Origin of the sequence: Viridibacillus sp. FSL R5-0888, from assembly GCF_038009105.1 — a bacterium.
Taxonomy (GTDB): Bacteria; Bacillota; Bacilli; order Bacillales_A; family Planococcaceae; genus Viridibacillus; species Viridibacillus arenosi.
In genome coordinates this window covers 3,498,314-3,522,870 of record NZ_JBBPAU010000001.1, presented here as the reverse complement: position 1 = coordinate 3,522,870, position 24,557 = coordinate 3,498,314, and the positions used below count along the sequence as shown (strand labels likewise).

Genomic DNA, 24,557 nt, shown 5'->3' with positions numbered 1-24,557 from the left:
AGGGGTGGATGGGATGGCTACAGGTTTTTTTACAGGATTTCCTGGTTTTATTGCTAGTCAAATTGTTCGTACAGCCTTTAAACAAGAATTGTACGATAAAGTGTATGCGGTGGTATTAATAACGGAGAAGCACCGTGCTGAAGCTGAAGCGGAGTGCATATTAAAAGAGTATCCGGATAAACAAATAACTATTATAATAGGTGACATTACATTACCAAATTTAGATATTAACAATGATCAACTGGAAGAATTAACGAATAAGGTGGATGTCGTTTGGCATTTAGCTGCTATTTATGATTTAGCGGTACCAAAAGAAGTTGCTTGGAAAGTAAATGTTCAAGGCACTTCAATGGTAAATGAATTTGTTAGTCGAATTAAAAATATACAACGTTATATGTATTTTAGTACGGCATATGTTGCGGGGACCCGTGAAGGAATTTTAAGAGAAACAGAATTAATTCGCCCAACTAGCTTTAAAAATTACTATGAAGAAACGAAATTCGAAGCAGAAACTTTAGTAGAAGAATTAAAGGCAACTGTACCAGTAACAATTATTCGACCTGGTATCGTGAGAGGACATTCACAAACTGGAGAAACAGTTAAATTTGACGGTCCATATTTCTTTCTGAATATGATTGATCGATTAAAGTGTTTCCCGATTATTCCATATATTGGTCAATCGAATGCCAGATTAAATGTGGTTCCTATAGATTATATAACGAATGGTGTTGTTTATTTGAGTACTCTTTACGAAGCTATCGGACAGACGGTGCATATGACTGATCCAAACCCGCATCCTGTCCAAGAAATATATCGTGCTATGGTACTTACTATGACTGGTCAGAAGCCAAAAGGTCGTATTCCATTAAGTCTCGCTAGAAAATCAATGAGTATACTAGCCGTGCGTAAGGCGCTGGGGGTTGAGTATGAGACTCTAGACTATTTAACGTGGAATGCATCATTTGATACGAGGATAGCTGAGCAACTTTTAGCGGGTACTGCTGTTCAATGTAAGGATTTCATTCAATCGATGCCTGTGATGGTAGAGTTCTATAATGAACATAAAAATAACAAAGTCTTTCAGATTCAAATTAAGTAAAGCTAATAACTATCTCAATGTAAAAAAGTAGTTTTTGCCGAAAAAAAGTTTACTTCTTTAATTCAATCAGTTATAATAGAGTCACAAACAAACTTAATTACTTTTGACATTTTGTCAAAGGGGAGTAGCTATAGGGAAACCTACCTCATAGTCGTCATTACATGGTTTAACCGCCATCGGTTATGAGAGCAAATGAATTTTTAAAATTGCTAAGCGAGACCTTTGCCTTTTATTAGGCATGGGTCTTTTATTTTTGTTTGAAAAAGGAGGAAATTGGATGGATGCTATATTATTGGAATATGCATGGGTACTATTAGTCCTAATAGTATTAGAAGGTTTATTAGCGGCAGATAATGCGGTTGTTATGGCTGTTATGGTCAAACACTTACCACCTGTTCAACAGAAAAAAGCGTTATTTTACGGCTTACTTGGTGCGTTTGTATTACGATTTGCTGCGCTATTTATGATTACATTCCTAGTGAACTTTTGGCAAATTCAGGCGTTGGGAGCAGCGTATTTACTATTTATCTGTTTCAAACATTTATATGATCATTGGAAGAAAAAGAGTCAGGATGAAGAGGTCGAAGAAAAACCAGGTTCTGGCTTCTGGATGACAGTATTTAAAGTAGAGTTAGCAGATTTAGCTTTTGCTATTGATTCAATGCTTGCCGCAGTAGCTTTAGCTGTAACACTACCTGAACTAGGTGAATTACACGTTGGTGGTATTAATGGTGGTCAGTTCGCTGTAATGTTCTTAGGTGGTATTATTGGCTTAGTTATTATGCGTTTTGCAGCACAATGGTTTGTTAAGATACTCCAATCTTATCCATCTTTAGAAACAGCGGCGTTTTTAATCGTTGGATGGGTCGGAGTGAAATTATTAGTATTAACATTAGCACATCCAAAAGTAGCGATTTTAGATGAGCATTTCCCTCATTCAACTCCTTGGAAAATGACATTCTGGATTGTACTTCTTGTACTAGCATTAGGTGGCTACCTTGTAGGTGTCCGCAATAAGAAAAAGGCAGATGCAACAGAATAATTTAGCCGTAACCCTATTCGCCAATATTATGGTAATAGGGTTTTTTCTTTGGATAAAAAGGGCAGAATAGAGAAGATAGAAAAGTTATAGAGAGAATATTTTTAGGTACTTTCCTTTTCTCTTACTTTTTCATACAATAGGGAGTATCTTGTTTTCAAGATTGAAAGGATTCGATTTATATGGGGTTTACTAAAGATATCAATCGGCGTGCAACACCATTCCAAGCGATTGTTTCATATTATTTTATAGCCATTGCTATTTCTTTTGTACTTTTAAGGTTACCGGGTGTACATAAACCAGGTGTAGAAGTTTCGTTACTTGATTCGTTATTTACTGCAGTTAGTGCAGTTAGTGTAACCGGTTTGACAGTAACGAATATATCTGAAACGTATTCAGTTTTTGGTATTGTTATGTTACTGCTTATTTTACAATTAGGTGCAATTGGGATTATGTCTTTAGGTACCTTTATTTGGTTACTTGTCGGGAAGAAGATTGGGATGCGTGAACGTCAACTAATAATGGTCGATCATAACCAAACGAAAATATCAGGTGTCGTGTATTTAATAAAAGAAATCGTGAAAATATTAATAACGATTGAACTGATAGGTGCTACCATATTAACGCTTTATTTCGTGCAATATTTCGACAATTTCAAAGAAGCATTATTACATGGTGTTTTCGGGGCTATTTCTGCAACGACAAATGGTGGTTTTGATTTAACTGGTATGTCATTAGTACCTTTCCACGGTGATTATTTTGTACAAGTAATTAATATGTTATTAATTACTTTAGGGGCAATTGGTTTCCCTGTATTGATTGAACTTAAAGCGTTTTTAGAAAATAAAAATAGAAATTTCCGTTTCTCATTATTTACTAAAATAACGACAGTTACTTATGCAATCTTATTTATATTCGGTACTTTCGTAATACTTGTTATTGAGTCGTTTCATGCGTTTAAAGGGATGAGCTGGCATGAAGCATTTTTCTCAGCGATGTTCCATTCTATTTCAGCCCGTTCAGGTGGATTAACGACAATAGACGTCACGAAATTCAGTGAAGCGACAGATGTTTTTTTAAGCTTCTTAATGTTCATTGGAGCTTCACCAAGTTCAGTTGGTGGTGGGATACGGACAACTACATTTGCGATAGCAATTTTATTTTTAATTAATTTTGCAAGAGGTAAGGAAGATATCCAGATTTTTAATCGTGAAATCCATATTGTTGATGTGTACCGCTCATATGTTGTTATCATTTTAGCTGTAGCAATGGTACTTGTTGCAACGATGATCTTATTAATCACGGAGCCAGAAGCTACCTTAACTCAAATTGTATTCGAAATTACGTCCGCATTCGGAACTTGTGGCATGTCACTTGGATTGACAGAACATTTATCATCAATTGGAAAAGTAATCATGATGTTACTCATGTTCATTGGTCGAGTTGGCCTTATATCCTTCTTATATTCTCTTGGAGGAAAGGCGAAGAAAACGAAATACCATTATCCAAAAGAACGAGTAATTATTGGATAATTAGCTGAAAGTCGTCTACGCTCTAACATTAAGTTAAAACGCAGACGATTTTTCTGATTGATAAAGTTAACATTTTTATCGAAAGACAAACAAAGCAGAGCAAAGCCAATTTAAATGGTATTTGCTCTGCTTTGTTATTAAGAAATGAAAGTATCTGAAATAGTTGTGAAGTAAGGTTTATTATCTTTTCTGAAATAGGTTAATAAATATCCACTTTGTGCTGCAAGCTGCCCTTTTTCTAATGCTTCATAATCAAGCGAGAAAGGAACGAGTAAAGTATGTTTATATAATTCCTTTTCATTTAATTGGAATGAAGCAAATTCTTCGCCAGCGATTGTAGGGTTTTCACGCAACTGTTGGAGAAGCTTTTTGGATTCTTCACTTGAAACGCGTTTATCCCACCAAATTTTACGAGGTTGGAACTGTTGGACTGTTAAGTAATCAAGTTGCATTAAGTTTGTTACTAATTCTAAATTTACGCCACCACGGTCATGTAAAAATTGAAGTAAACGGTTAAATAAATCTTCAAGCTGATGACCTATTCTAGACCATGCACGTTCTTCCCAATATGTACCGAATTCTTGGAAGAAGTCAAATGGCGATTCAAATACTTCTGTTACTAGATATTCTACGGTACGATCCATGCGATGATCATTCCAATATTTTTCTAATACATCTTCTGCTTGTTTAATACGCAAAATATCATCAAATGTTAATAAGTTGTTAGCGAAAATTTCATAAGGTGCCATATCGACATATTCATAACCATATTCCTTCGCTTGCAATCGTAAACCTGTACCTCGTAGTAGTTTTAAGAAACCTAGTTGTAACTCTTCGGGACGCATTGCAAATACATCATTAAAAGTTTGACGGAAACTAGCATAATCTTCTTCAGGTAACCCAGCTATTAAGTCCAAATGCTGATCAATCTTTCCACCATCTTTAACCATAGTAACTGTACGAGATAGTTTTTCGAAATTTTGTCTTCGTTTAACAAGTTCATTCGTTAAGTCATTTGTTGATTGGACACCTATCTCAAAGCGGAATAACCCCTTAGGTGCGTTATCATTCAAAAATTGAATGACTTCAGGTCGCATAATGTCAGCTGTAATTTCAAATTGAAAAACTACACCTGGTTTATGCTCATCGATTAAAAATTGGAACATTTCCATTGCATAGCTACGGCTAATATTGAATGTTCGGTCGACGAATTTAACCGTTTTAGCACCATGTTCCATTAAATAACGAATATCTTCTTTTATCTTTTCACGGTTAAAGTATCGGACTCCAACTTCAATGGATGATAGGCAGAATTGACAGCTAAATGGACATCCACGGCTTGTTTCAATATATGAAATTCGTTTTGGGATATCAGGAATGTCCTCTTCTAAGCGATAAGGACTTGGCATTTCGCGTAAATCGACTTTTTTAGGCTGAGGGTGAATGATAACTTTACTATCTTTTAAATAACAAATTCCTGGGACTTCTTCAAGCGGTAGCTCTCCATTTAAGTGGAAAAGGAGCTGTTTAAAAGAATATTCGCCCTCACCCATAATGATATAATCCACGTCATTAAGTCGACGTAGCCAATCATGCACATCATAAGATACTTCAGGACCACCAAGAATGATTTTTGTATTAGGACTTACTTTTTTTAACATTCTAATGACGCGAATAGTTTCTTCGATATTCCATATGTAGCAACTAAAACCCACGATATCAGGTTTTTTTTGATAAATATCAGAAACAATATTAAAAGAAGGGTCTTTAATAGTGTATTCAGAGATAATTGGGTCGAATTCGGGTGTAGCAAATGATTTTAAATAGCGCAATGCAATATTTGTATGGATATATTTTGCATTTAATGTTGCTAGTACTATGTTCATATTAGTGAACTCCTTTGGAAAACGGCTTATTGTAGGCTGTTATTAATGAGAAAGTAACATATGTGTAACTGTTATTGATTGTAACAATATTGTGAAATTTCCGCAATATAAGTATAAATACCTATTCCTATATATTATTTTTTGTGGAATAATCTGAATATTATATAAAAACGTTTGTGTCTCTATTGTGACCTTTTTATTTTCGATTATATCTGCATACTATTCTAATAGGATGCATAGGGTTATAGAAGTAAACGAAAGGTACGGTGAAACAGCGTATGACGAGTAGTACTAATCCAACGTTTGACTATTTATTTAAGGAAATAAAAGACCCGCTTACAATTTTAGATACTAATTGCAAATTGATTAGAATTAATAATCCTGCAAAGGAAATGTTAGCAATTGACCTGAGCATAGATTTAGAAACTATTGTAGAAGAGTCTTTTAAAGCAGATTGGCAACATTTTATTCATGATTTAATCAATGAAAAGCATGCAGCATGCGTACTTAATTTAAATATAAATCAAAATATAATTGAAGGAGTTAAAATTACAGGCTTCCATTATATTAAATTTAATGTCATGATGGTGCGATTTGAGCGATCTACTGTAGAATTGCCGACTTTTAGTCTATTAAATGATAGTGAGAAGAAATTTAATCATGTGTTTAATTATTCTACAAATGGCATTATATTAACTGATAAAAATGGTACTATTGTTGAAGTTAACAATCAGGCTGAAGAATTATTACAAGTGTCAAGGAAGGCACTTCTAGGCAATAAAACAACTGCTTTAATGGAGATATTCCATGGGAAAACAAATGAAATTCAACATTTCTTTAAGAAGTTATTGACGACAGGTAAAGCAGAACATACTTTTAATATTCAGTTTGCAAATGAATATACTAGGTATCTTAATATTGTGAGCACCTACGATACTACATCAGAACTTCACATGACCATTATTCGTGATGATACAGAAATGATGCATTTAAAACAACAAGTAGAACATCAAGATTCCCTAAACATTCTAGGGGAGCTTGCTGCAAGTATCGCACATGAAATACGGAATCCGATGACATCTTTAAAAGGTTTTACTGAATTATTGAAAATAAGTGCGACTGAAGAAAATCGACGCTATTTATCAGTTATTGATAGTGAACTTGAGAGAATGGAAGCGATTCTCAATGAGTTTTTAGTATTGTCTAAACCGAAAGAATGGACAAAGAGTATGCTATCTTTAAGTGGAATTGTAACTAAAGTTCTTGAGTTAATGTTACCAAATGCTTTAATGAAAAACGTTAATATTGTATATAATAAACCAGATTTTGAGCCGGGATATATATATGCGGATGATTTTAAAATCAAACAAGTACTTATAAATCTTATTAAAAATGCTATAGAAGTAATGCCAGATGGTGGCGATATAACGATTACTCAAACTTTTGACTTTATGGGACAAATGAAGCTGACGATTAAAGACTGTGGTTCAGGTATGAGCGACTTGGAAATGCAAAAGATTTTCATGCCATTTTATTCTACGAAAAGAAGTGGGACAGGTCTAGGCCTGCCATTTGTGTTGAAAACAATTGAAGAGCACGGTGGTAATATTGAAGTGTTTAGTGAATTACGAAAAGGGACAAGCTTTGAAATTACATTACCTTTAGGAGTAGACCCTTCAATTCCTCAGTATGAACCAAAAGTAGAAAGCCTATACACAAGCTAAAGGTGTATGGGTTTTTCATTAGTCTATTTTGACAAAGCTTCAACATTATCGATATAATAGCTTTAAATCAAGATAATGGATATGAAGGATGAATTGAAATGACATCAGAGGAAATAAAACAATCGTTAAAACTATTTATTGTTTTATCGAGAGCAAATAAAGCAATAAATGAATGCACAAATCAATTTTTTCAAGATAATGGACTTAACCCAACAGAATTTGCGGTTTTGGAGCTACTTTTCCACAAGGGACGACAACCATTACAGAAAATAGGAAATAAAATTCTTTTAGCAAGTGGTTCAATTACGTATGTAATTGATAAATTGGAAAAAAGAGGTTTCTTAAATCGTATATCTTGTCCATCAGATCGTCGTATCACCTATGCTGAAATTACGCCTGAAGGAGAAGCTTTTATGGATGAATTGTTCCCAAGACATGAGGAACAATTATACGAGCTTACAAATGCCCTTTCGCCTGAAGAAAAAGATCAAGCAATTGCATTATTGAAAAAAATGGGTCTATCTATAAAAGATTTATCTTATTAAAAGAAATTAGAAAAAAACCAATCGATTTTGGATCGATTGGTTTTTTGATAGTTTAAAAATCAATATAGTGGAAATAATAGGAATAATAGTGTTATCATGACAAGGTGAGCGACAATGATAATCGGCATGCTTTTTTTCCATTCATATAAGAAACCAAAAATAATGCCAGTTATGAAAGCAGCTAATACACCTAACCAGAAGCCACTTACTGCAAGCGACATCGCAAATAAACTTGCTGCTAGAATAACAGCATAAGGCATCTTCATATACTGTTTTAGTTGTTGTTGTACATAACCACGCCAGAATAATTCTTCCGCGGTAGCAATAATCAAAATGAGTAGTATATAGTGCCATAAAGTACTAGGACCGAATGTTTTGATAAATTGATGTACAGTTGTCAGAAGTTCTTCTGATAGGAAAGGTAGTAAACGGTAACCTAATGCAAATAGGCCATATATAATCGTTCCAAAACCTATTCCAAATAGTAAGTATTCCCACGTTTTGATTTTGTCTTCAATTTTTCCAAATGCAAATGCAAAAGCCATACCAATTAGCATTGTAAAAGTATATAGATACCAAAATACAGCTTTTTGATCGAAACTAAAGTATAGCAGAACGTATATGAATACCAATGAAAGAATAAGCACTAAAATATTCGTGTGCTTCTTCATATTAATAATCACCTCCAACTTGATATATAAGAAGGTCTTTACTCTTTTTTAACATATTTTTAGCATTTGTACAAAAGAGACGCCGTCCTTCAGATTCTGAGGGACGGCGCAGACTCAAATACAACCATTGTATTGTTTTAGATGCCCAATGTCTAGTAAAGTATACTGTTAACGAATAGTAATTGCTATAAGTATGTCGTATATGTTACATATGTATTCATAGGGGGCATTGAACAATTTTTTAAACTTCGTTACTGTATAATATTTTATAACGTTTGTGATTGACCACTGTTTTTTCTTCAACTTCTAGGCTGTTGAAATTTTCCATATAAGTAAGGTTGACGATAACAGAGTTTTCATTTACTTTCTCAACAATGCCTTGTAGACCGTCGTTAAATTCAATGATATTTCCGATTTCAGCGATTTTCATAGAAATTCAGCTCCTTCACCTACTAATACTTTACAGTTTGCACGAAAATACGTCTGAGGTAAAGTATTTTCTATTATTATTTTTAAAAAAAAGAAAATTTCAAAGAAAAAGGAAGATTATGTAGTGAATTCATATAATGATATGTTGGACGAATTAAAAAATGGTACTAGAAAAGATATCACGGTTGATAAAGATGAATTTTATGCCTTTAGAGAAGTTCTAGTGAAGAGAGAAGACTTCAAACATTTCCGTGGTGTGGCAAAACAAGGCGGTCAAGTTATTTATCAATACATGGAAGTCGCGAGGAGCTAGCTTGTCGAAAAATGTCGAAAGTTTCTTCTCCGAAAAAGTGGGAATAATAGTATAATAATGAACAGAATTTAGCTTGAGAGGAGGATGGTAAATGTCTGATTCCATCTTAAAAAAATTAGAATCTACAAGAGAAATGATGATCCGTTCTGGAATTGAACATGGTTTTTCAAATATCGAAACCATCCGCTTGAGTAAAAAGCTAGATCATTTATTAAATATTTATCAACTTCAGAATGTCGACAAGATGAATGATTATAATTTTACAATGGAAAATGTTAAGCATTAGGGAAAATTCCTAGTGCTCTTTTTTATTTTCAGTGAATTTTCTAATTATTTAAAAGAATAGGTTTAAAATTATGTTAAAAGGAAATAATAATTATGAACACAGCAACAATCTCATTTCCCCCTTTCTTTGGCAGGTGCTAATGCATCTGTCTTTTTTTGTGAGTATATAATAGAAGACATACAATTCGGAAAATTATCTGATACAATAAAAAGTATATATATAAATAATGGAGGAAATTTTGATGGCTGAACAATGGAATATTGGATTTGTAGGTACAGGGGTAATGGGTTCCAGCATTATTAAGCGCTTTTTGCATGCAGGACATATTGTAAATGTTTATACAAGAACAAAGGAAAAAGCTTTACCACTTGTTGAATTAGGAGCAAATTGGTTTCAGACGGCTGGGGAAGTAGCTAGTCAATCAAATATTGTTTTCACGATGGTTGGTTATCCGCAAGATGTTGAAGAAGTATATTTCGATGAAAGTGGAATATTTAGAAATGGACAAGCAGGTTTAATCGTCGTTGATATGACGACTTCCCAGCCAACTTTAGCGAAAAAAATTGCTGATCATGCGAAATCACTACATATGGAGGCTTTAGACGCTCCTGTTTCAGGCGGTGATATCGGTGCACAAAATGGAACGCTTTCGATTATGGTGGGTGGAGAACGCGAAGTATTTAATAAAATTACACCGCTATTTAATCTGATTGGAACGAATATTATTTATCAAGGAAAGGCCGGTGCAGGTCAACATACAAAAATGTGCAATCAAATAGCGATTGCAACAAATATGATTGGTGTATGTGAAGCAATTACTTATGGTAAAAAGGCAGGTCTTGATATTGAAGATGTCTTGGTTTCTATTTCTTCAGGAGCAGCTGGTTCGTGGTCATTAAGTAATTTAGCACCTCGTATAGTGAAGGAGGATTTAGCTCCTGGATTTTATGTAAAGCATTTTATAAAAGATATGAAGATTGCTTTACAAGAGGCAGAGCTAATGCAATTAGATTTACCTGGTCTCTCACTTGCAAAGAAAATGTATGATGAAATAGCTAGTAAAGGTTATGAGGATAATGGTACACAAGCATTGATTCACTATTATAAATAACACTGGTCCAAAAACCGCTCTGTGAATTTTTCACAGTAGCGGTTTTTAATTATTAATATCAATAATTCTATCAACATATATATGAAGAAATAATTAAAATATGACATTGTTCGATTATTTGGGTAGGAAACTCGACAATTGAATGTAAGGTTTTTGTAAATTTATTTTGAAATACAGGACATTCTTCTTTCAATATGGAATAGTTATAAAGATGGGGGTTGATATGATGAATGTAGGGTCTCAGAAATCCATATTAAGAGGTCCATGGGGAATATATTTATCGTTACCTATATTGTCTTGGGCATTTTATGATTTTGCGAATACTATTTTTTCATCCAATATTAATACGGTATTTTTCCCGTTTTATATGGATGAAATACTTGGAACAAATGAAGTAAAGCAACAAGTTGCCAGTACTTTTATCTCCTATGCAAATGCTATAGCGAGCCTTTTCTTAGTAATATTCTCACCGCTTTTTGGAGTATGGATTGATAATACTGGGCTCAAAAAAAGGTTTATCGTATGGTTTTCATCGATTTCCATAATCTTCACTTTTATGATGGGGATATTTAGTTACTGGCAGACAGAAATTACATTTGGTGGAGTACCTATGAGTCTGTTTTTAGTTGTTGTAAGTTTTGTTATAGCAAAGTTCTTCTTTAATTCTAGCTTAGTATTTTATGATGCAATGATGCCAGATTTAGGAACAAAAGAAGAGATGCCTCTTATATCTGGGTATGGAGTAGCGGTTGGTTATTTTGGTACGATTGTTGGCTTGCTAGTTTATCCATTTGTAAGTGATGGAGATTTCCATCGTGCATTCATTCCTACAGCGGTATTATATTTGATTTTTTCATTACCATTATTTTTTATTAACAAAGATAAACCAATTCCTAAGGAACAACGGAAAGTTAATTCTTTCTTATCTGGCTATAAAGAAATAATAAAAACATTTAAAGAGATGCGTGCTTATAAAGCTATTTTCACTTTTATGATTGCTTATTTCTTTTTAAATGATGCAATTGCAACCACCATTGCGATGATGGCTGTCTATGCAACTGCAATTGTAGGTTTTTCCTCCGGGCAATTTATCATTCTCTACTTAGTATCTACTGTATCCACTATTGTTGGTTCACTAGTATTTGGATACATTACTAAAAATGTTGGTGCTAAGAGAGCGATAACTTATGTAGCATTGTTAATGATTGTATCCCTTGTGATCGCGGTATTTGCATTAAAGCAATGGATGTTCTGGATTGCGGGAAGTATGTTTGGCGTTTCTCTAGGGTCCATGTGGGTAACATCTCGAACATATATTATCGAACTTAGCCCAAAAGAAAAACAAGGGCAGTTCTTTGGATTATTCGCTTTTTCTGGGAAGGTATCATCAATTATAGGTCCTGCTATTTATGGAACGGTGACGTTGTTACTAAAAGACTATGGAACTCTTGCTAGCCGTATAGCTTTGTCAACTTTGATTGTATTAACTATAATTGGCCTGATCATTCACATAAGAGTTCGCCCGAATGTCACTAAATCCGTATAGGAGTAATGGCCCTTGTATGTTACAATTGAAATAAAGAAAAGTGTGACTCAAGGAGGCTTACCTAATGGCAGAAAGTCAGGGTATTTTACTAGAAAGTGGAACAAATGAACTTGAAATTGTTGAGTTTGAAGTAGGTTCCAATAAATTTGGTATTAATGTTATTAAAGTAAAAGAAATTATACAACCAATTCCAGTTACATTTATACCTCATGCTCATCCACATGTTGAAGGAATAATTCAATTACGTGGAGAAGTATTACCAGTTGTAGATATGAAAAAAGTTTTAGGATTATCTGGTGTTTTTAATGAGCAACAAAAATATATTGTTGCAGAATTTAATCGACAACGCGTTGTCTTCCATGTTGATAATGTAACTATGATTCATCGTATTTCATGGAATCAAATAGAAAAGCCTACTGATATGTACCAGGGTGGTGGTTCGCAAGTCATCGGAGTGATTAAACAAGATGATTTAATGCTGCTACTATTGGACTTTGAGAAAATTATGGTAGATATTAACCCTGATTCGGGTATTAGTGTAGAGTCTGTAAAAAAACTAGGTGATCGTAATCGTTCAGAGAAGAAAATTGTTATAGCGGAGGATTCACCTTTACTACGCAAATTATTGCACGATACTATGCATGAAGCAGGTTATATGAATATAGAATTCTTCGAGAATGGGAAAGACGCCTTAGATTATTTATTGGCTTTAGCAGACAAAGAAAATGATGTTTCGAAGGTTGTGCAATTAGTCGTAACAGACATTGAGATGCCACAAATGGATGGTCATCATTTAACAAAACAAATTAAAACCCATCCCGTATTGTCAAAATTACCTGTTATTATCTTCTCTAGTTTAATAACAGATGATTTAAGACATAAAGGAGATCAAGTCGGGGCTGAAGATCAAATCAGTAAACCAGAGATTGCCGAGCTCATCTTAAAAATAGATCAGTATATCTTATAAGTATATGAATGCAAAAAACCGGATACCTTAATAAATGAGGAATCCGGTTTTATCATTATTAGAGCATCTAATGTCCGTAGAAATAACTTGTATTATTAATTATAGGCTTCTTTTTGGGATTTGAACTACTACCCGTTCCTTTTTTTACTATTTGTTGGGTTTTTATTCCTAAATAGTCTTTTAATACATTTCTAGCTGTGTTTAAGCTCATTTTACGTTGGGGGTTACGATAGCTGTCATCAAGATGTCCTAGATGGGGTAATGAAGCAAAGTCATCTTTTTTCGGTAGAGTATGGAAATAGTAATCTGCGCATTGAATGAGTACTGATGATTGTTGCTTACTAAAACGAGGATTTTTTACAAAATGTAAACCAATTTTTTTCGCTCTACTGTCAAGAATCATTTTCTCAAGTGCAAGGCGTTTCAGCTCGTAAAGAGGTTTGTTGTCTGGTGCAGTTTTTGCGTGTCTATTTACAGTATAAATAGCAGTAGCTAGTTGTTCATCACAATATTCTCTTTGCATAAAATACCGCCTTTCTACTTAAGTTAATGTCTGTAATTGATTGTGTTTAGAAGAAAATTCAGAGCATTCAATTTATAATATACATTATAATACCAATATTACTCTCCGTTGTATAGAGAGACAAGAAAAATTCTAAGGATGTGCCCCAAATGACTTATTTTAAAACAGCTATTATAGATATCGGCTCAAATACAATCCGACTTGTACTTTATACGTATGATCCGCTAAGAGGCTTAAAGGAAGTAGAAAATATTAAATCGGTAGCCCGTCTGAGAAATTATTTACAAGTAGATAATGTAATGTCTGAAGAAGGTGTACAGGAACTTGAACAAGTATTGCTTTTCTTTAAAGACATTTTAAATGATTATCACATAGTAGATCTAAGAGCCATTGCAACTGCTGCAATTCGTCAAGCACAAAATAGTTCCGAAATTATTGAGCGTATGTGGAACAATACAGGGATAAAGATAGAGTTATTATCAGGTGAGCAGGAGGCGTATTTTGGCTATTTTGCTGTTACCCATACATTAGAAACACCATCAGCTATAACAATCGATATTGGGGGTGGTAGTACTGAGTTAACCTATTTTAAAGATAAAGAACTGCAGTGTTCTCATAGTTTTCCGTTTGGATCCGTGTCCTTAAAGCAACAATTTATCCAAGGTGACACAATGACAAATGAGGATGGCGAAAAGATTTATGAATTTGCAAAAAGTAACTTTGAGACATTGCTATGGCTAAAAGATGCTCAGTTGCCTGTTATCGGTATTGGAGGAAGTGCTCGTAACATGGCAAAGCTAGATCAACGTAAAAAGGATTATCCTATTTCAGGTATCCACCAATATGAGATGACGAAAGAGGACTTCACAAATATTAGCCGCGAAGTAACATCTTTGACATACGAAGAATTAAAACAACTTGATGGACTTTCAAGTGATCGTGCAGATATTATTACACCTGTGATTATAGTATTTCAAGCGTTGATGGATATTGTGGGTAGTGAAACATTTCAATTTAGTAGAAAAGGATTACGTGAAGGTCTGGTAATTGATCGCATACTAAAGGACAATCCTACAGCTTTTAACAAATACAATGTTTTTGAGAGGAGTACAAAATTTTTAGCTGCAGAATTTGATAAACCTTTAGAAAAGACGGCTCATTTTGTACAACTGACGGAAATTGCTTATTTTGAAGTTTGTAAAATAGGGGCATTTTTGTATAATGCAGAAGATTTACATATGTTGAAGCAAGCCGCTAGATTGTTTCATATAGGAGAGTACATTGAAGTTGATGCAGCTAGTCAACATACATTCTACTTGCTGTCCAATCGCTCAATTGATGGGATAAACCATGGTCAGCGTGTTCGTTTAGCGTTAATTGCTTCTTACAAGAACAAGGATGATTTCAGCCGTTATTCGGAACCATTTATGGAGTGGTTTTCGAAGGATGAGTTTAAAAAAATGCGTGATATCGGAGCGTTACTTAAATTTGTCTATGCATTAGATGCCTCGAAACGAAATATTGTCGAATCGATTGCTATGGAACAATCGGGCGATAATGTAAAACTAAAGATTTTCACAAAAGGTAATGCTATGGCAGAAATGTATCAAGCCAACCGCCAAAAGAAGCATTTAAATCGAATTTTTAAAGGGGAAGTAACACTACACTTTATAGAAAAGGAAGGGTAAACAATGGAATTAGTCCAAGTTAAGCATACAGAAATTACAAAACCAGAATACTACAACAATCGTGAGTTAAGTTGGCTAGCATTCAATGAACGCGTGTTACAGGAAGCAGAGGATGCACAAAATCCATTACTTGAGAGATTGAAATTTTTGGCGATATTCAGTTCAAATTTGGATGAGTTTTTCATGGTACGTGTAGCAGGGTTACAAGATCAGGTGAAAGCTGGATTTCATAAACCGGAGAATAAATCAGGTTTAACACCAAAGGAACAATTAGCTCGGATTTCTGAGAAAACTCAAGCACTTGTTTCAAGACAAACAGCAATTTATAAAGAATTAATGAAAAAACTATTACCAAAAGAGAATGTTCATACGCGTAAAATAGTAGAGCTAAATGAAGAACAGACTAATTTTATCAATGAATATTTCGAAGAGACAATATTTCCAGTGTTAACACCTGTAGCAGTTGATGCGTATCGCCCTTTTCCAACATTAATCAGTAAAACTTTAAATATGATAATACTTTTAGAACAAGACAATGTAGAGCCAGAGTTTTGTGAAAAAGTAGCAGTTGTCCAAGTACCATCTGTTTTAGAACGTTTCATTCAAGTACCATCTAAAGGGAATGAAATCTCAGTGGTACTTCTTGAAGATATAATTAGTGCTAATATTAATAAATTGTTTTATGGTTATCATGTTAAATCTGTACAATCTTTCCGACTAACACGTAATGCAGATTTAACTATTCATGAAGAAGGTGCACGTGATTTACTTTTAGAAATTGAAAAAGAATTGAAAAAGCGTAAATGGGGTGCCCTTACTCGACTAGAAGTTCGTACAGGAGAAATGGATAAAGGAGTACTTCAATTTCTGCTGAACGAATTAGAAGATTGGGAAGCGGAAGTGTATAGTGTAGATTGCCCTTTAGATTTAACATTTCTGTTTTCATTTGTAAAACTTGTAGGTGAAGGCAGAGAGCATTTAGAATATGAAAGTTTCATTCCTCAGCCACCTCAAGATTTAAGGTCGGATGAAAATATCTTTGAGAAAGCGTTAACTCAGGATATCTTCTTTAATCATCCATATGAATCTTTTACTCCTATCGTGGAATTTGTTACGGAAGCTGCGAATGATCCCAGTGTTTTAGCCATTAAGCAAACATTATATCGTGTCAGTGGCAATTCACCAGTAATTCAAGCATTAAAGCTCGCTGCTGAAAATGGAAAGCAAGTAACAGTTCTAGTGGAGTTAAAAGCACGATTTGATGAAGAAAACAATGTACACTGGGCAAAGGAATTAGAACAATCAGGTTGTCTAGTTATTTATGGTATGCATAATTTAAAAACACATTCAAAAATCACGCTAGTTGTGAGAAGAAAACAAAGCAAGATTGAGCGTTTTGTCCATTTAGGAACAGGAAATTACAACGATGCAACAGCGAAAATTTATACGGATATGGGTATTATAACGACGAAAAAGAAATTTGGAATTGATGCGACGAACTTCTTTAATTTTCTAAGTGGATATACGGAGAAGCCAAACTTCCATCACATTGTGGTGTCACCTAATGATATTAGAGTTGAATTTATCAAATTAATTGATGACGAAATCAATTATCATTTGAAGTATGGTAAAGGACATATCCGAGCGAAAATGAATTCATTAACCGATAAAGAACTGATTATGAAAATGTATGAAGCTTCAATTGCGGGAGTAAAAGTAGATTTAATTATCCGTGGGATATGTTGTTTACGCCCGGGTATCAAAGGGATTAGTGAAAATATTACAGTGATAAGCATTGTTGGGCGTTTTCTTGAACACGCACGTATATATTGGTTCCATCATAATGGAGAAAATAAATTATACTTATCTTCAGCAGATATGATGACAAGAAATATGATTAAACGTGTAGAAATACTATTCCCAATTTTTGATACTGAAATAAAAAAACGTATTATGAAATCTATTAAGACTCAGTTCCGTGATAATGTTAAGGCACGCATTCAAGATGAGAATGGTGTTTACTATTATAACGAGAAAAAAGATGGAGATAAATGTATAAACAGTCAGGAAATCTTCTTAAAAGAAGCATACCGTGTCCTAATAGATGAAGAATAATGCATTATATTCTATAAACGAAGACTTTTGTTAATATGACGATAGTCTTCTTCCCTTAGTTGAAATATCCTTTTTTAAAATCCAATATAGATAATATACCAATAGATATAAAAGAATAAATAAAATTGTATTCAATCGAATAAAAATCAATTATGATAATACATAGTAGACTACTTCTGTTAATGGAGGCATTATATGTATAATTCATCATTGAGTCCTCAACAATTTCTAGATTTTATACAAAAGTTTTCAAGGTTGTATCCGGAATCCATGACAATGTTAATAGAGCAAGATTCAAACAATCAATATTGGATTACATACGTAAATGAATCGTTCAAAACTTTTTTTGAACATACATTTGAACATAAAGTGCTTGCATCATCATTTTTTACACTTCAAATGGGAACTAATCTAGAAGATTTCCTATTACAAAAAGGTGAAGTGATAGAACCATATAATAAGCAGATCACAATAAGGAAGAAAACGATACTACATACCTTTAATGTTGGTGTGATTGCAGATACAACGACACAACACAAAGTAATTTATTTGTCATTTACTAAAGTGATTAGTAATGAAATGTATTGTTCGCTAATGGATCACAATTTAGATCCTGTCATTACGATTAATCAAAGTGGGCAAATTATAAATAGTAATAGAGCTGCAACTTCTATATTTGGATATAAACAAGATGCTTTAATAAAACTGCCTTATTTAGAACTTGTATCCAAGCGAGATAAGTTAAAACTGTTGAAATTGATAGAGCAAACACTCGAGCAAAAGCAACCTATAGAATTAAACGAATGTAGTATTAAAAATGTCGAGGGTAGAACAATAGTGGTATACGTAAAAAGTATCCCAATTATTGATAATAATGAAGTAAAAGAAATACAACTTATATTGCGCGATATATCAAGGCATAGTGAATCTGGTAAGACTGTTTTTTACTTGTCATATCACGATCAATTAACAGGCATTTGGAATAAACACGCATTACAGGAGCATTTTAAAGAAGAAGAAAGAATTGCCAAGTGTCGGGGTAATCAGATGGCGATAATTCTTTTAGATTTGGATCGGTTTAAAAAGATCAACGACTCTATCGGCTTCAATAAAGGAGATGAGTTGTTAAAGAAAGTTGTGCAAAGACTCTCTACTCTGTCAGATGCTAATAGCCAAATCTATAGACAAAATGGTGATGATTTTATCTTTCTTTTACAACAATCAGATGTCAATAATACGGAAAACTTTGCTGAAAAGGTATTAGCACTATTCAAAAAGCCTTTTTGTATAGATGAGCTAGAATTGAATATTTCAGGTTCTATCGGTGGTGTTATGTACCCATCAGATGGAGTGGAATTTGATGTGTTACTAAAGAAGGCAGATCAAGCACTAAGGTACGTAAAAGAGAGAGGACCCTCAACATTTCGTTTTTATCATAGCAAAATGCTTGACACTTCTAATAATGGGGCAGTAATGGAATCTCATCTTAGACGTGCGATTGAAAAAAACGAATTATCAATACATTATCAACCCCAAGTGGATCTAGATACTGGGAAAATAAATAGTTTTGAAGCATTACTAAGATGGAATAATCCAAAGTTTGGTTTAGTGCCTCCAAGTGTATTCATTCCCATTGCAGAAGACTCTGGGCTCATTTTAGAGATAGGCGATTGGGTTCTAAATCAAGTATGTATTCAGTTAAAAGAATGGCAAATTAAAGGATTTATAGATGTTCGAATTGCGGTTAATATTTCATCCAAGCAATTTAAACAAGAAGCTTTCGCTAATGCTATTAGAAAATATATTTACAAATATGAATTAAACCCGCAATCTTTAGAACTTGAAATTACCGAAAGTTCAATGACAAATATCCATGAAACTCTTACAATTTTAGAAGAACTAAAGAAAATGGGTGTAATTATTTCTATTGATGATTTTGGGACAGGATATTCTTCTCTTAGCTATTTGAAAAGATACCCAATTGATATTATAAAAATCGATCAGTCTTTCATTAAGGAAATTGAACAAGATGAAAAAGATGAAGCAATAGCAAAAACAATTATTCATCTTGCACATAGTTTAGGTATGAAAGTAATTGCTGAAGGTGTCGAGAAAAAAGATCATGTAGAAATCTTAAAAGAAGTAAATTGTGAAAAGGCACAAGGTTACTATTTTAGCAGACCAGTGCCGATTGAAAGTATTACCGAAATGTATTTTTGTTAGACATAATAAATGCAAACCTTAATGAGCTAACAACCATTAAGGTTTTTATTTTTATTCCGAAATAAAGACAGCAATTCCGAAGTATGGTAAAATTATGAATGAATATTCATTCAAAGGGGGAATCGTAATTGTTAAAGGGGAAAACAATTATTATCACAGGCGGTTCAAATGGAATGGGGAAATACATGGCAAAGACGTTTGTAGAAGAAGGTGCAAACGTTGTCATTACAGGTCGTGATTTAGAGCGTCTAAAAAACGCAAAGGATGAAATTTCAAGAGACGGGAACAATATTGCCATCTTCCAAATGGATGTAAGGCAACCTGAGCATGTTACAGGAATGTTAAAGTTTGCAGTAGATACCTTTGGGCAAGTAGACGGCCTGGTAAATAATGCTGCAGGAAACTTTATCGTTCGTGCTGAGGATTTATCACCTAATGGATGGAAATCTGTTATTGATATCGTATTAAATGGCACATTTTATTGTTCAAAAGAAGTAGGAAAGTATTGGATGGATAACAAAATAAAAGGTTCCATTCTTAATATGGTCGCAACATATGCGTGGGATGCTGGTCCAGGAGTTGCTCATTCAGCAGCAGCAAAAGCTGGCGTATTATCTTTAACTAGAACACTTGCGGTTGAATGGGGAAGACAGTATGGTATCAGAATTAATGCAATTGCTCCTGGGCCGATTGAAAGAACTGGCGGAGCTGATAAGTTATGGCAATCTGAAGAAGCAGCGAAGCGTACATTACAGTCAGTGCCACTTGGTCGATTAGGAAAACCGGAAGAAATTGCTGATTTAGCAACGTTTATGATGTCAGATAAGGCATCTTACATGAATGGGGAAGTTGTCACCCTTGATGGTGGACAACACTTAAATCAGTATCCATTCTAGGGACTAAAATAGCAAATTAATGCACATACTTAGCGAAACAAGTAAGAAGGAAGTGACGCTATGGATACGTGGACTTGGCCATTAATGGGAGTAATATTAATTATTTGCGGTATCGGGTATGCTTATACGAGACGCATTGCGAAAATGGAGCAACAAGCTGTTCATAATAATGATCAACCGATTAGTCAAGCTGTTAAAGATAATCCAACGATGCTTAATCCAATTATTTGGGTATATGGCCTAGCTTTTGTTTTTGTTTTCATTGTAATTTTTTACAATATCGTGAAATACCAATGGATATAAAGATGTGAAGAGGGATATTTAGTATTCCCTCTTCACATCTTTTTATTAGTGTAGTTGTATTAATATACAATTTTGCGGATTTATATTATGTTGTATTAAAAATTTATTTGTAGAAATGGAAATTTTATGAGGGACTGTGATATGATTAATAAGTATTTTGCTGTTCTAAAACGAGGAACAGAAAAAGGAGTAGAATACTATGATGTCCTTAAATAGCAGAGAGTTCCTTGAAATGCCAATTACTGATTTTATCATTTCTTCTGAGAAAGTTGCACATGTTCAAATGGGGAATAATGCAGAGCACGCCTTGCTTGTCCTAACGAAAACTGGCTATTCGTCTATACCTGTGCTTGATGCAAAATACCGTCTGCATGGCATGCTAAGCATGCGTATGATCACAGAACCAATTTTGGGAATGGAACATATAGAGTATGAGAGATTAACAGATATTAAAGTAGATGAAATAATGGATAAGAAAGTGGCTACATTAAACATTGGGGATAATTTCCAAAGAGCGTTAGACCTTGTAATTAATCATGCATTTTTATGCGTAATTGATGATGAAGGTACCTTTATGGGGATTATGACACGTCGTGTAATATTAAAACAGCTAAAAAAACACATCTATCAATTCAATTCTTAATATGACAAAATGAAAGAAGGTCGCCATTAATGGGGCCTTCTTTATTTATAATAAATGATTTAAGCCATATATGGACGAACAGGAGGTTACTTTTCGATGACAACAACAGAAGCTCAAATTGTAAAAGTATTGTCTGAGGAAGGCAATATGAGAAAAGCAGCTGAACGTTTATTTTTATCCCAACCTGCACTTTCTCAACGTTTACAATCCATTGAAAAAGATTGGGGAGCACAGTTGTTTTTACGCTCTCAAAAAGGATTAACACCTACACCAGCAGGGGAGTTAGTCATACAATATGCGATTGATACAATTTCAAAAAAAGAAGAAATTTATGAAATGATTCAGTCGTTGAATTCGAAAGTACACGGAACATTGAAAATAGCATGTGCATCGATTGTAGGGCATACTTGGTTACCGAAAGTATTGAAAGATTTCATGACACAATATCCCGAGGCTAAAATTTCACTGATCACAGGTTGGAGCTCAGAAATTGTTAAATCTCTCTATGAAGGAGAGGCGCATGTAGGTATAGTGCGTGGACATACAGATTGGAAAGGCTCGAAGATTCACTTGTTCCGTGATACGTTGTACTTAGTTGATAAAGAAATTAAAGAGATTGATGAAGTTTTCGAAACAGATCGTCCATTTATTCAATTTAAAAGTGATTCTAATTACTATCAGGAAATACAACAATGGTGGCAACGTCATTTTAAGTCTAATCCTCGTCGGCAAATTACGGTAGATCAAATTGAGACTTGCAAACAAATGGCATTGAACGGAATTGGATACGCTATTTTACCTTCTATTACATTAAGTGGGCATGAGGATGTTAATACGATCCCCCTGACGAATAATGAAGAGGAGTTTGAGTTAACACGCGATACATGGCTTATTGGTTATGAATCTTCTTTTGAATTGCGCCAAGTAGCAGCATTTGTAGACCTTGTGAAAAAACACGCAGAATGTCTTTATGATTATTCGAATAGTGCAGAAGAAAAGAAATGACAACACTATTATTTTTCGTGTACAATTAGTCCATATTTTCAGAATAGTAGGAGGACGTAACCAATGCAGAAATTAGACGCGCAAGAAATTATTGCTTATTTAGCTAATGCAAAAAAAGCAACACCAGTGAAAGTTTATGTAAAAGGTGAAAAAGTAGCAGAGCTTTCATTTGGTGAGGGAAGTAAAGTTTTTGGTGAAGGTAATTCAGCTGTTGTATTTGGCGAATGGGCAGAAATTGAAAAAGCTTTAGTAGCTAACGAAGCACAAATTGCCGATTTTGTTGTTGAACATGATCGAAGAAATTCTGCGGTACCAACTCTTGACTTAAAAGGTATCAACTCTCGTATTGAGCCTGGCGCTATTATCCGTGATCTAGTTACTATAGGAGATAATTGTGTCATTATGATGGGGAGTGTCATTAATATTGGAGCTGAAATTGGCGATCGTACAATGATTGATATGAATGTTGTATTAGGCGGGCGTGCAATGGTAGGAAAAGATTGTCACATTGGAGCAGGAGCTGTGTTAGCGGGTGTAATCGAGCCACCTTCCGCATCTCCAGTTATTATTGAAGATAGAGTAATGATTGGTGCTAATGCAGTTGTTTTAGAAGGCTGTAGGGTAGGAGAAGGTGCTGTAGTTGCAGCAGGAGCAGTCGTTACTAAAGATGTGCCACCGTATACAGTAGTTGCAGGGATGCCAGCAAAAGTCATTAAAGAAATTGATGAGAAAACAAAATCAAAAACTGAAATTATGCAAGATCTTCGTAAATTATAAGCAGGTGTATAAGATGAAAAGTTTACTGGAAATTAGACGAGAGCTACATAAAATTCCGGAAGTTGGTTTTAAGGAAGAAAAAACTCAAAAGTATTTACTCACGATCATTGAAAAATTGTGGAAACCATATATTCAAATTGACGTTTGGCGAACGGGTATTATTGTGACGATTAATGGCTCAAATCCACAGTTGAAAATTGGTTGGCGAACGGATATTGACGGTCTACCGGTTTCAGAAAATACAGGATTGGCTTATTCTTCAGAGCATCAAGGTTTTATGCATGCTTGTGGCCATGACTTCCATATGACTATCGCATTAGGGTTAGTACAGGCCTTTTCAGAAAATCAACCAGAAAACACTGTAATTATATACTTCCAACCAGCTGAAGAAGGTCCAGGTGGTGCAAAGCCTATGCTTGAATGGCTACAAAGAGAAAGACTTGATTTAGTACCTGATACTATTTTCGCCTTACATATCGCTCCTGAATATCCTGTGGGGACTATCGCAACTAGACCAGGTATGCTATTTGCAAATACCTCTGAGCTTTTTATCGATTTAAAGGGAGTAGGTGGACATGCGGCATATCCTCATAATACGAGAGATATGACAGTAGCAGCTGCTAATCTAATGATTCAACTTCAAACAATCGTCAGTCGGAATATAAATCCTTTAGATAGCGCTGTAGTAACGATAGGTAAGATGACTTCGGGTACTGTTCAGAATATAATTGCTGAAGATGCACGGCTAGAGGGTACAATTCGAACGATGTCGGCAGAATCGATGAAGTTGATTAAAAAGCGTATAGAAGCACTTTGTAGAGCGACTGAAATAGCATATGAATGTAAAGTAAGTATTGATTATGGTTCATCTTATTATCAAGTGGAAAATGATGAGCACTGTGCGTATGATTTACTACGCTTTGCCGAGCAGTTTCCTGGGGTTGTAGCTTATGAATGCCCACCAGCAATGACTGGCGAAGATTTTGGATTCTTTTTAAAAGACTTACCAGGTGCTATGTTCTGGACAGGAGCAAATACGCCATATGGTCTTCATCATTCTGCTATACAACCAGATGAAGAATTAGTTAATGTTAATATACAATTTGTAGAACAATTTTTACGTTCATTTACTGTTTATAAATAATAAAAACCTATAGTGTAATTTTGCACTATAGGTTTTTTGCGTATTAAAAGATCATTTTAAATAATAAGAAATATTTTCCTTGTTTTGTAAAA

Annotated in this window: 23 protein-coding genes; 19 read left to right on the top strand and 4 right to left on the bottom strand. The window is 34.3% G+C overall.

The features are described 5' to 3' along the window. Positions 1 to 13 precede the first annotated feature (13 nt). The 3 genes from MKY02_RS17625 (at position 14) to MKY02_RS17615 (ending at position 3,670) form a co-directional block, all read left to right on the top strand. On the top strand, positions 14 to 1,099 hold the full coding sequence (locus MKY02_RS17625) for an SDR family oxidoreductase (protein WP_340711574.1): 1,086 nt from the start codon (positions 14 to 16) through the stop codon (positions 1,097 to 1,099). Positions 1,100 to 1,376: 277 nt separating this feature from the next. Further along, the gene (locus tag MKY02_RS17620; RefSeq protein ID WP_038183494.1) at positions 1,377 to 2,141 is read left to right on the top strand and encodes a TerC family protein; all 765 of its coding nucleotides are present in this window, start codon (positions 1,377 to 1,379) and stop codon (positions 2,139 to 2,141) included. 179 nt (positions 2,142 to 2,320) lie between these two features. Then, positions 2,321 to 3,670, top strand: a complete 1,350-nt coding sequence (locus MKY02_RS17615; protein WP_038183497.1) for a TrkH family potassium uptake protein — start codon at positions 2,321 to 2,323, stop codon at positions 3,668 to 3,670. Positions 3,671 to 3,807: 137 nt separating this feature from the next. Here MKY02_RS17615 and MKY02_RS17610 read toward each other — a convergent pair whose 3' ends face one another. Continuing rightward, on the bottom strand, positions 3,808 to 5,556 hold the full coding sequence (locus tag MKY02_RS17610) for a B12-binding domain-containing radical SAM protein (protein WP_038183498.1): 1,749 nt from the start codon (positions 5,554 to 5,556) through the stop codon (positions 3,808 to 3,810). 278 nt (positions 5,557 to 5,834) lie between these two features. Between MKY02_RS17610 and MKY02_RS17605 the strand changes: the two genes are divergently transcribed. Both MKY02_RS17605 and MKY02_RS17600 read left to right on the top strand, forming a co-directional pair. Then, complete coding sequence (locus tag MKY02_RS17605) at positions 5,835 to 7,280, top strand: ATP-binding protein (RefSeq protein ID WP_340711573.1); 1,446 nt, start codon at positions 5,835 to 5,837, stop codon at positions 7,278 to 7,280. 98 nt (positions 7,281 to 7,378) lie between these two features. Continuing rightward, complete coding sequence (locus MKY02_RS17600; RefSeq protein WP_038183501.1) at positions 7,379 to 7,825, top strand: MarR family winged helix-turn-helix transcriptional regulator; 447 nt, start codon at positions 7,379 to 7,381, stop codon at positions 7,823 to 7,825. Positions 7,826 to 7,884: 59 nt separating this feature from the next. Here MKY02_RS17600 and MKY02_RS17595 read toward each other — a convergent pair whose 3' ends face one another. Both MKY02_RS17595 and MKY02_RS17590 read right to left on the bottom strand, forming a co-directional pair. Continuing rightward, positions 7,885 to 8,496, bottom strand: coding sequence for a CPBP family intramembrane glutamic endopeptidase (locus tag MKY02_RS17595; RefSeq protein WP_038183504.1), 612 nt, complete (start codon positions 8,494 to 8,496; stop codon positions 7,885 to 7,887). A 241-nt stretch (positions 8,497 to 8,737) separates the two neighbouring features. Further along, entirely contained in the window at positions 8,738 to 8,926 is a 189-nt protein-coding gene (locus MKY02_RS17590; RefSeq protein WP_038183507.1) for a YkvS family protein, read from the bottom strand. 123 nt (positions 8,927 to 9,049) lie between these two features. Between MKY02_RS17590 and MKY02_RS17585 the strand changes: the two genes are divergently transcribed. From MKY02_RS17585 to MKY02_RS17565, 5 genes are all read left to right on the top strand, one after another. Then, entirely contained in the window at positions 9,050 to 9,238 is a 189-nt protein-coding gene (locus MKY02_RS17585) for a hypothetical protein (RefSeq protein ID WP_340711705.1), read from the top strand. Positions 9,239 to 9,329: 91 nt separating this feature from the next. Continuing rightward, the gene (locus MKY02_RS17580; protein ID WP_038183512.1) at positions 9,330 to 9,524 is read left to right on the top strand and encodes an aspartyl-phosphate phosphatase Spo0E family protein; all 195 of its coding nucleotides are present in this window, start codon (positions 9,330 to 9,332) and stop codon (positions 9,522 to 9,524) included. Between the two features lie 241 nt (positions 9,525 to 9,765). After that, positions 9,766 to 10,635, top strand: coding sequence for an NAD(P)-dependent oxidoreductase (locus tag MKY02_RS17575; protein WP_076034053.1), 870 nt, complete (start codon positions 9,766 to 9,768; stop codon positions 10,633 to 10,635). A gap of 226 nt (positions 10,636 to 10,861) precedes the next feature. Further along, positions 10,862 to 12,181, top strand: a complete 1,320-nt coding sequence (locus tag MKY02_RS17570) for an MFS transporter (RefSeq protein ID WP_235175715.1) — start codon at positions 10,862 to 10,864, stop codon at positions 12,179 to 12,181. 64 nt (positions 12,182 to 12,245) lie between these two features. Further along, the gene (locus tag MKY02_RS17565) at positions 12,246 to 13,148 is read left to right on the top strand and encodes a chemotaxis protein (RefSeq protein WP_038183517.1); all 903 of its coding nucleotides are present in this window, start codon (positions 12,246 to 12,248) and stop codon (positions 13,146 to 13,148) included. A gap of 67 nt (positions 13,149 to 13,215) precedes the next feature. On the opposite strand, the gene MKY02_RS17560 is transcribed toward MKY02_RS17565, so the two are convergent. After that, a complete protein-coding gene (locus tag MKY02_RS17560) occupies positions 13,216 to 13,671 on the bottom strand; it encodes a YkyB family protein (RefSeq protein WP_038183519.1) in 456 nt (151 codons plus the stop codon). A 149-nt stretch (positions 13,672 to 13,820) separates the two neighbouring features. Here MKY02_RS17560 and MKY02_RS17555 point away from each other — a divergent pair, with 149 nt between their 5' ends. The 9 genes from MKY02_RS17555 (at position 13,821) to MKY02_RS17515 (ending at position 24,465) form a co-directional block, all read left to right on the top strand. Continuing rightward, positions 13,821 to 15,359, top strand: coding sequence for a Ppx/GppA phosphatase family protein (locus MKY02_RS17555; RefSeq protein ID WP_340711572.1), 1,539 nt, complete (start codon positions 13,821 to 13,823; stop codon positions 15,357 to 15,359). Between the two features lie 3 nt (positions 15,360 to 15,362). Further along, positions 15,363 to 17,474, top strand: a complete 2,112-nt coding sequence (locus tag MKY02_RS17550) for an RNA degradosome polyphosphate kinase (protein WP_038183525.1) — start codon at positions 15,363 to 15,365, stop codon at positions 17,472 to 17,474. Between the two features lie 195 nt (positions 17,475 to 17,669). Next, a complete protein-coding gene (locus tag MKY02_RS17545; protein ID WP_051448680.1) occupies positions 17,670 to 19,697 on the top strand; it encodes a sensor domain-containing protein in 2,028 nt (675 codons plus the stop codon). Positions 19,698 to 19,825: 128 nt separating this feature from the next. Continuing rightward, positions 19,826 to 20,593 (top strand): 2,4-dienoyl-CoA reductase, encoded by a 768-nt coding sequence (fadH, locus tag MKY02_RS17540; protein WP_038183527.1) that lies wholly within the window; start codon positions 19,826 to 19,828, stop codon positions 20,591 to 20,593. A 60-nt stretch (positions 20,594 to 20,653) separates the two neighbouring features. After that, entirely contained in the window at positions 20,654 to 20,896 is a 243-nt protein-coding gene (locus MKY02_RS17535) for a hypothetical protein (RefSeq protein ID WP_038183530.1), read from the top strand. A 199-nt stretch (positions 20,897 to 21,095) separates the two neighbouring features. After that, the gene (gene cbpB / locus MKY02_RS17530; protein ID WP_038183532.1) at positions 21,096 to 21,539 is read left to right on the top strand and encodes a cyclic-di-AMP-binding protein CbpB; all 444 of its coding nucleotides are present in this window, start codon (positions 21,096 to 21,098) and stop codon (positions 21,537 to 21,539) included. 96 nt (positions 21,540 to 21,635) lie between these two features. Then, a complete protein-coding gene (locus tag MKY02_RS17525) occupies positions 21,636 to 22,544 on the top strand; it encodes a LysR family transcriptional regulator (protein ID WP_038183535.1) in 909 nt (302 codons plus the stop codon). 63 nt (positions 22,545 to 22,607) lie between these two features. After that, on the top strand, positions 22,608 to 23,321 hold the full coding sequence (gene dapD, locus MKY02_RS17520; RefSeq protein ID WP_038183538.1) for a 2,3,4,5-tetrahydropyridine-2,6-dicarboxylate N-acetyltransferase: 714 nt from the start codon (positions 22,608 to 22,610) through the stop codon (positions 23,319 to 23,321). 13 nt (positions 23,322 to 23,334) lie between these two features. Further along, a complete protein-coding gene (locus tag MKY02_RS17515) occupies positions 23,335 to 24,465 on the top strand; it encodes an N-acetyldiaminopimelate deacetylase (RefSeq protein ID WP_038183541.1) in 1,131 nt (376 codons plus the stop codon). Positions 24,466 to 24,557: the final 92 nt, after the last annotated feature.

Excerpts from the sequence above, each read along its gene's own strand:
- MKY02_RS17625 (WP_340711574.1), top strand. The coding sequence starts at position 14 with ATGGCTACAGGTTTTTTTACAGGATTTCCTGGTTTTATTGCTAGTCAA.
- MKY02_RS17620 (WP_038183494.1), top strand. The coding sequence starts at position 1,377 with ATGGATGCTATATTATTGGAATATGCATGGGTACTATTAGTCCTAATA.
- MKY02_RS17615 (WP_038183497.1), top strand. The coding sequence starts at position 2,321 with ATGGGGTTTACTAAAGATATCAATCGGCGTGCAACACCATTCCAAGCG.
- MKY02_RS17610 (WP_038183498.1), bottom strand. The coding sequence starts at position 5,556 with ATGAACATAGTACTAGCAACATTAAATGCAAAATATATCCATACAAAT.
- MKY02_RS17605 (WP_340711573.1), top strand. The coding sequence starts at position 5,835 with ATGACGAGTAGTACTAATCCAACGTTTGACTATTTATTTAAGGAAATA.
- MKY02_RS17600 (WP_038183501.1), top strand. The coding sequence starts at position 7,379 with ATGACATCAGAGGAAATAAAACAATCGTTAAAACTATTTATTGTTTTA.
- MKY02_RS17595 (WP_038183504.1), bottom strand. The coding sequence starts at position 8,496 with ATGAAGAAGCACACGAATATTTTAGTGCTTATTCTTTCATTGGTATTC.
- MKY02_RS17590 (WP_038183507.1), bottom strand. The coding sequence starts at position 8,926 with ATGAAAATCGCTGAAATCGGAAATATCATTGAATTTAACGACGGTCTA.
- MKY02_RS17580 (WP_038183512.1), top strand. The coding sequence starts at position 9,330 with ATGTCTGATTCCATCTTAAAAAAATTAGAATCTACAAGAGAAATGATG.
- MKY02_RS17575 (WP_076034053.1), top strand. The coding sequence starts at position 9,766 with ATGGCTGAACAATGGAATATTGGATTTGTAGGTACAGGGGTAATGGGT.
- MKY02_RS17570 (WP_235175715.1), top strand. The coding sequence starts at position 10,862 with ATGAATGTAGGGTCTCAGAAATCCATATTAAGAGGTCCATGGGGAATA.
- MKY02_RS17565 (WP_038183517.1), top strand. The coding sequence starts at position 12,246 with ATGGCAGAAAGTCAGGGTATTTTACTAGAAAGTGGAACAAATGAACTT.
- MKY02_RS17560 (WP_038183519.1), bottom strand. The coding sequence starts at position 13,671 with ATGCAAAGAGAATATTGTGATGAACAACTAGCTACTGCTATTTATACT.
- MKY02_RS17555 (WP_340711572.1), top strand. The coding sequence starts at position 13,821 with ATGACTTATTTTAAAACAGCTATTATAGATATCGGCTCAAATACAATC.
- MKY02_RS17550 (WP_038183525.1), top strand. The coding sequence starts at position 15,363 with ATGGAATTAGTCCAAGTTAAGCATACAGAAATTACAAAACCAGAATAC.
- MKY02_RS17545 (WP_051448680.1), top strand. The coding sequence starts at position 17,670 with ATGTATAATTCATCATTGAGTCCTCAACAATTTCTAGATTTTATACAA.
- MKY02_RS17535 (WP_038183530.1), top strand. The coding sequence starts at position 20,654 with ATGGATACGTGGACTTGGCCATTAATGGGAGTAATATTAATTATTTGC.
- cbpB (WP_038183532.1), top strand. The coding sequence starts at position 21,096 with ATGATGTCCTTAAATAGCAGAGAGTTCCTTGAAATGCCAATTACTGAT.
- MKY02_RS17525 (WP_038183535.1), top strand. The coding sequence starts at position 21,636 with ATGACAACAACAGAAGCTCAAATTGTAAAAGTATTGTCTGAGGAAGGC.
- dapD (WP_038183538.1), top strand. The coding sequence starts at position 22,608 with ATGCAGAAATTAGACGCGCAAGAAATTATTGCTTATTTAGCTAATGCA.
- MKY02_RS17515 (WP_038183541.1), top strand. The coding sequence starts at position 23,335 with ATGAAAAGTTTACTGGAAATTAGACGAGAGCTACATAAAATTCCGGAA.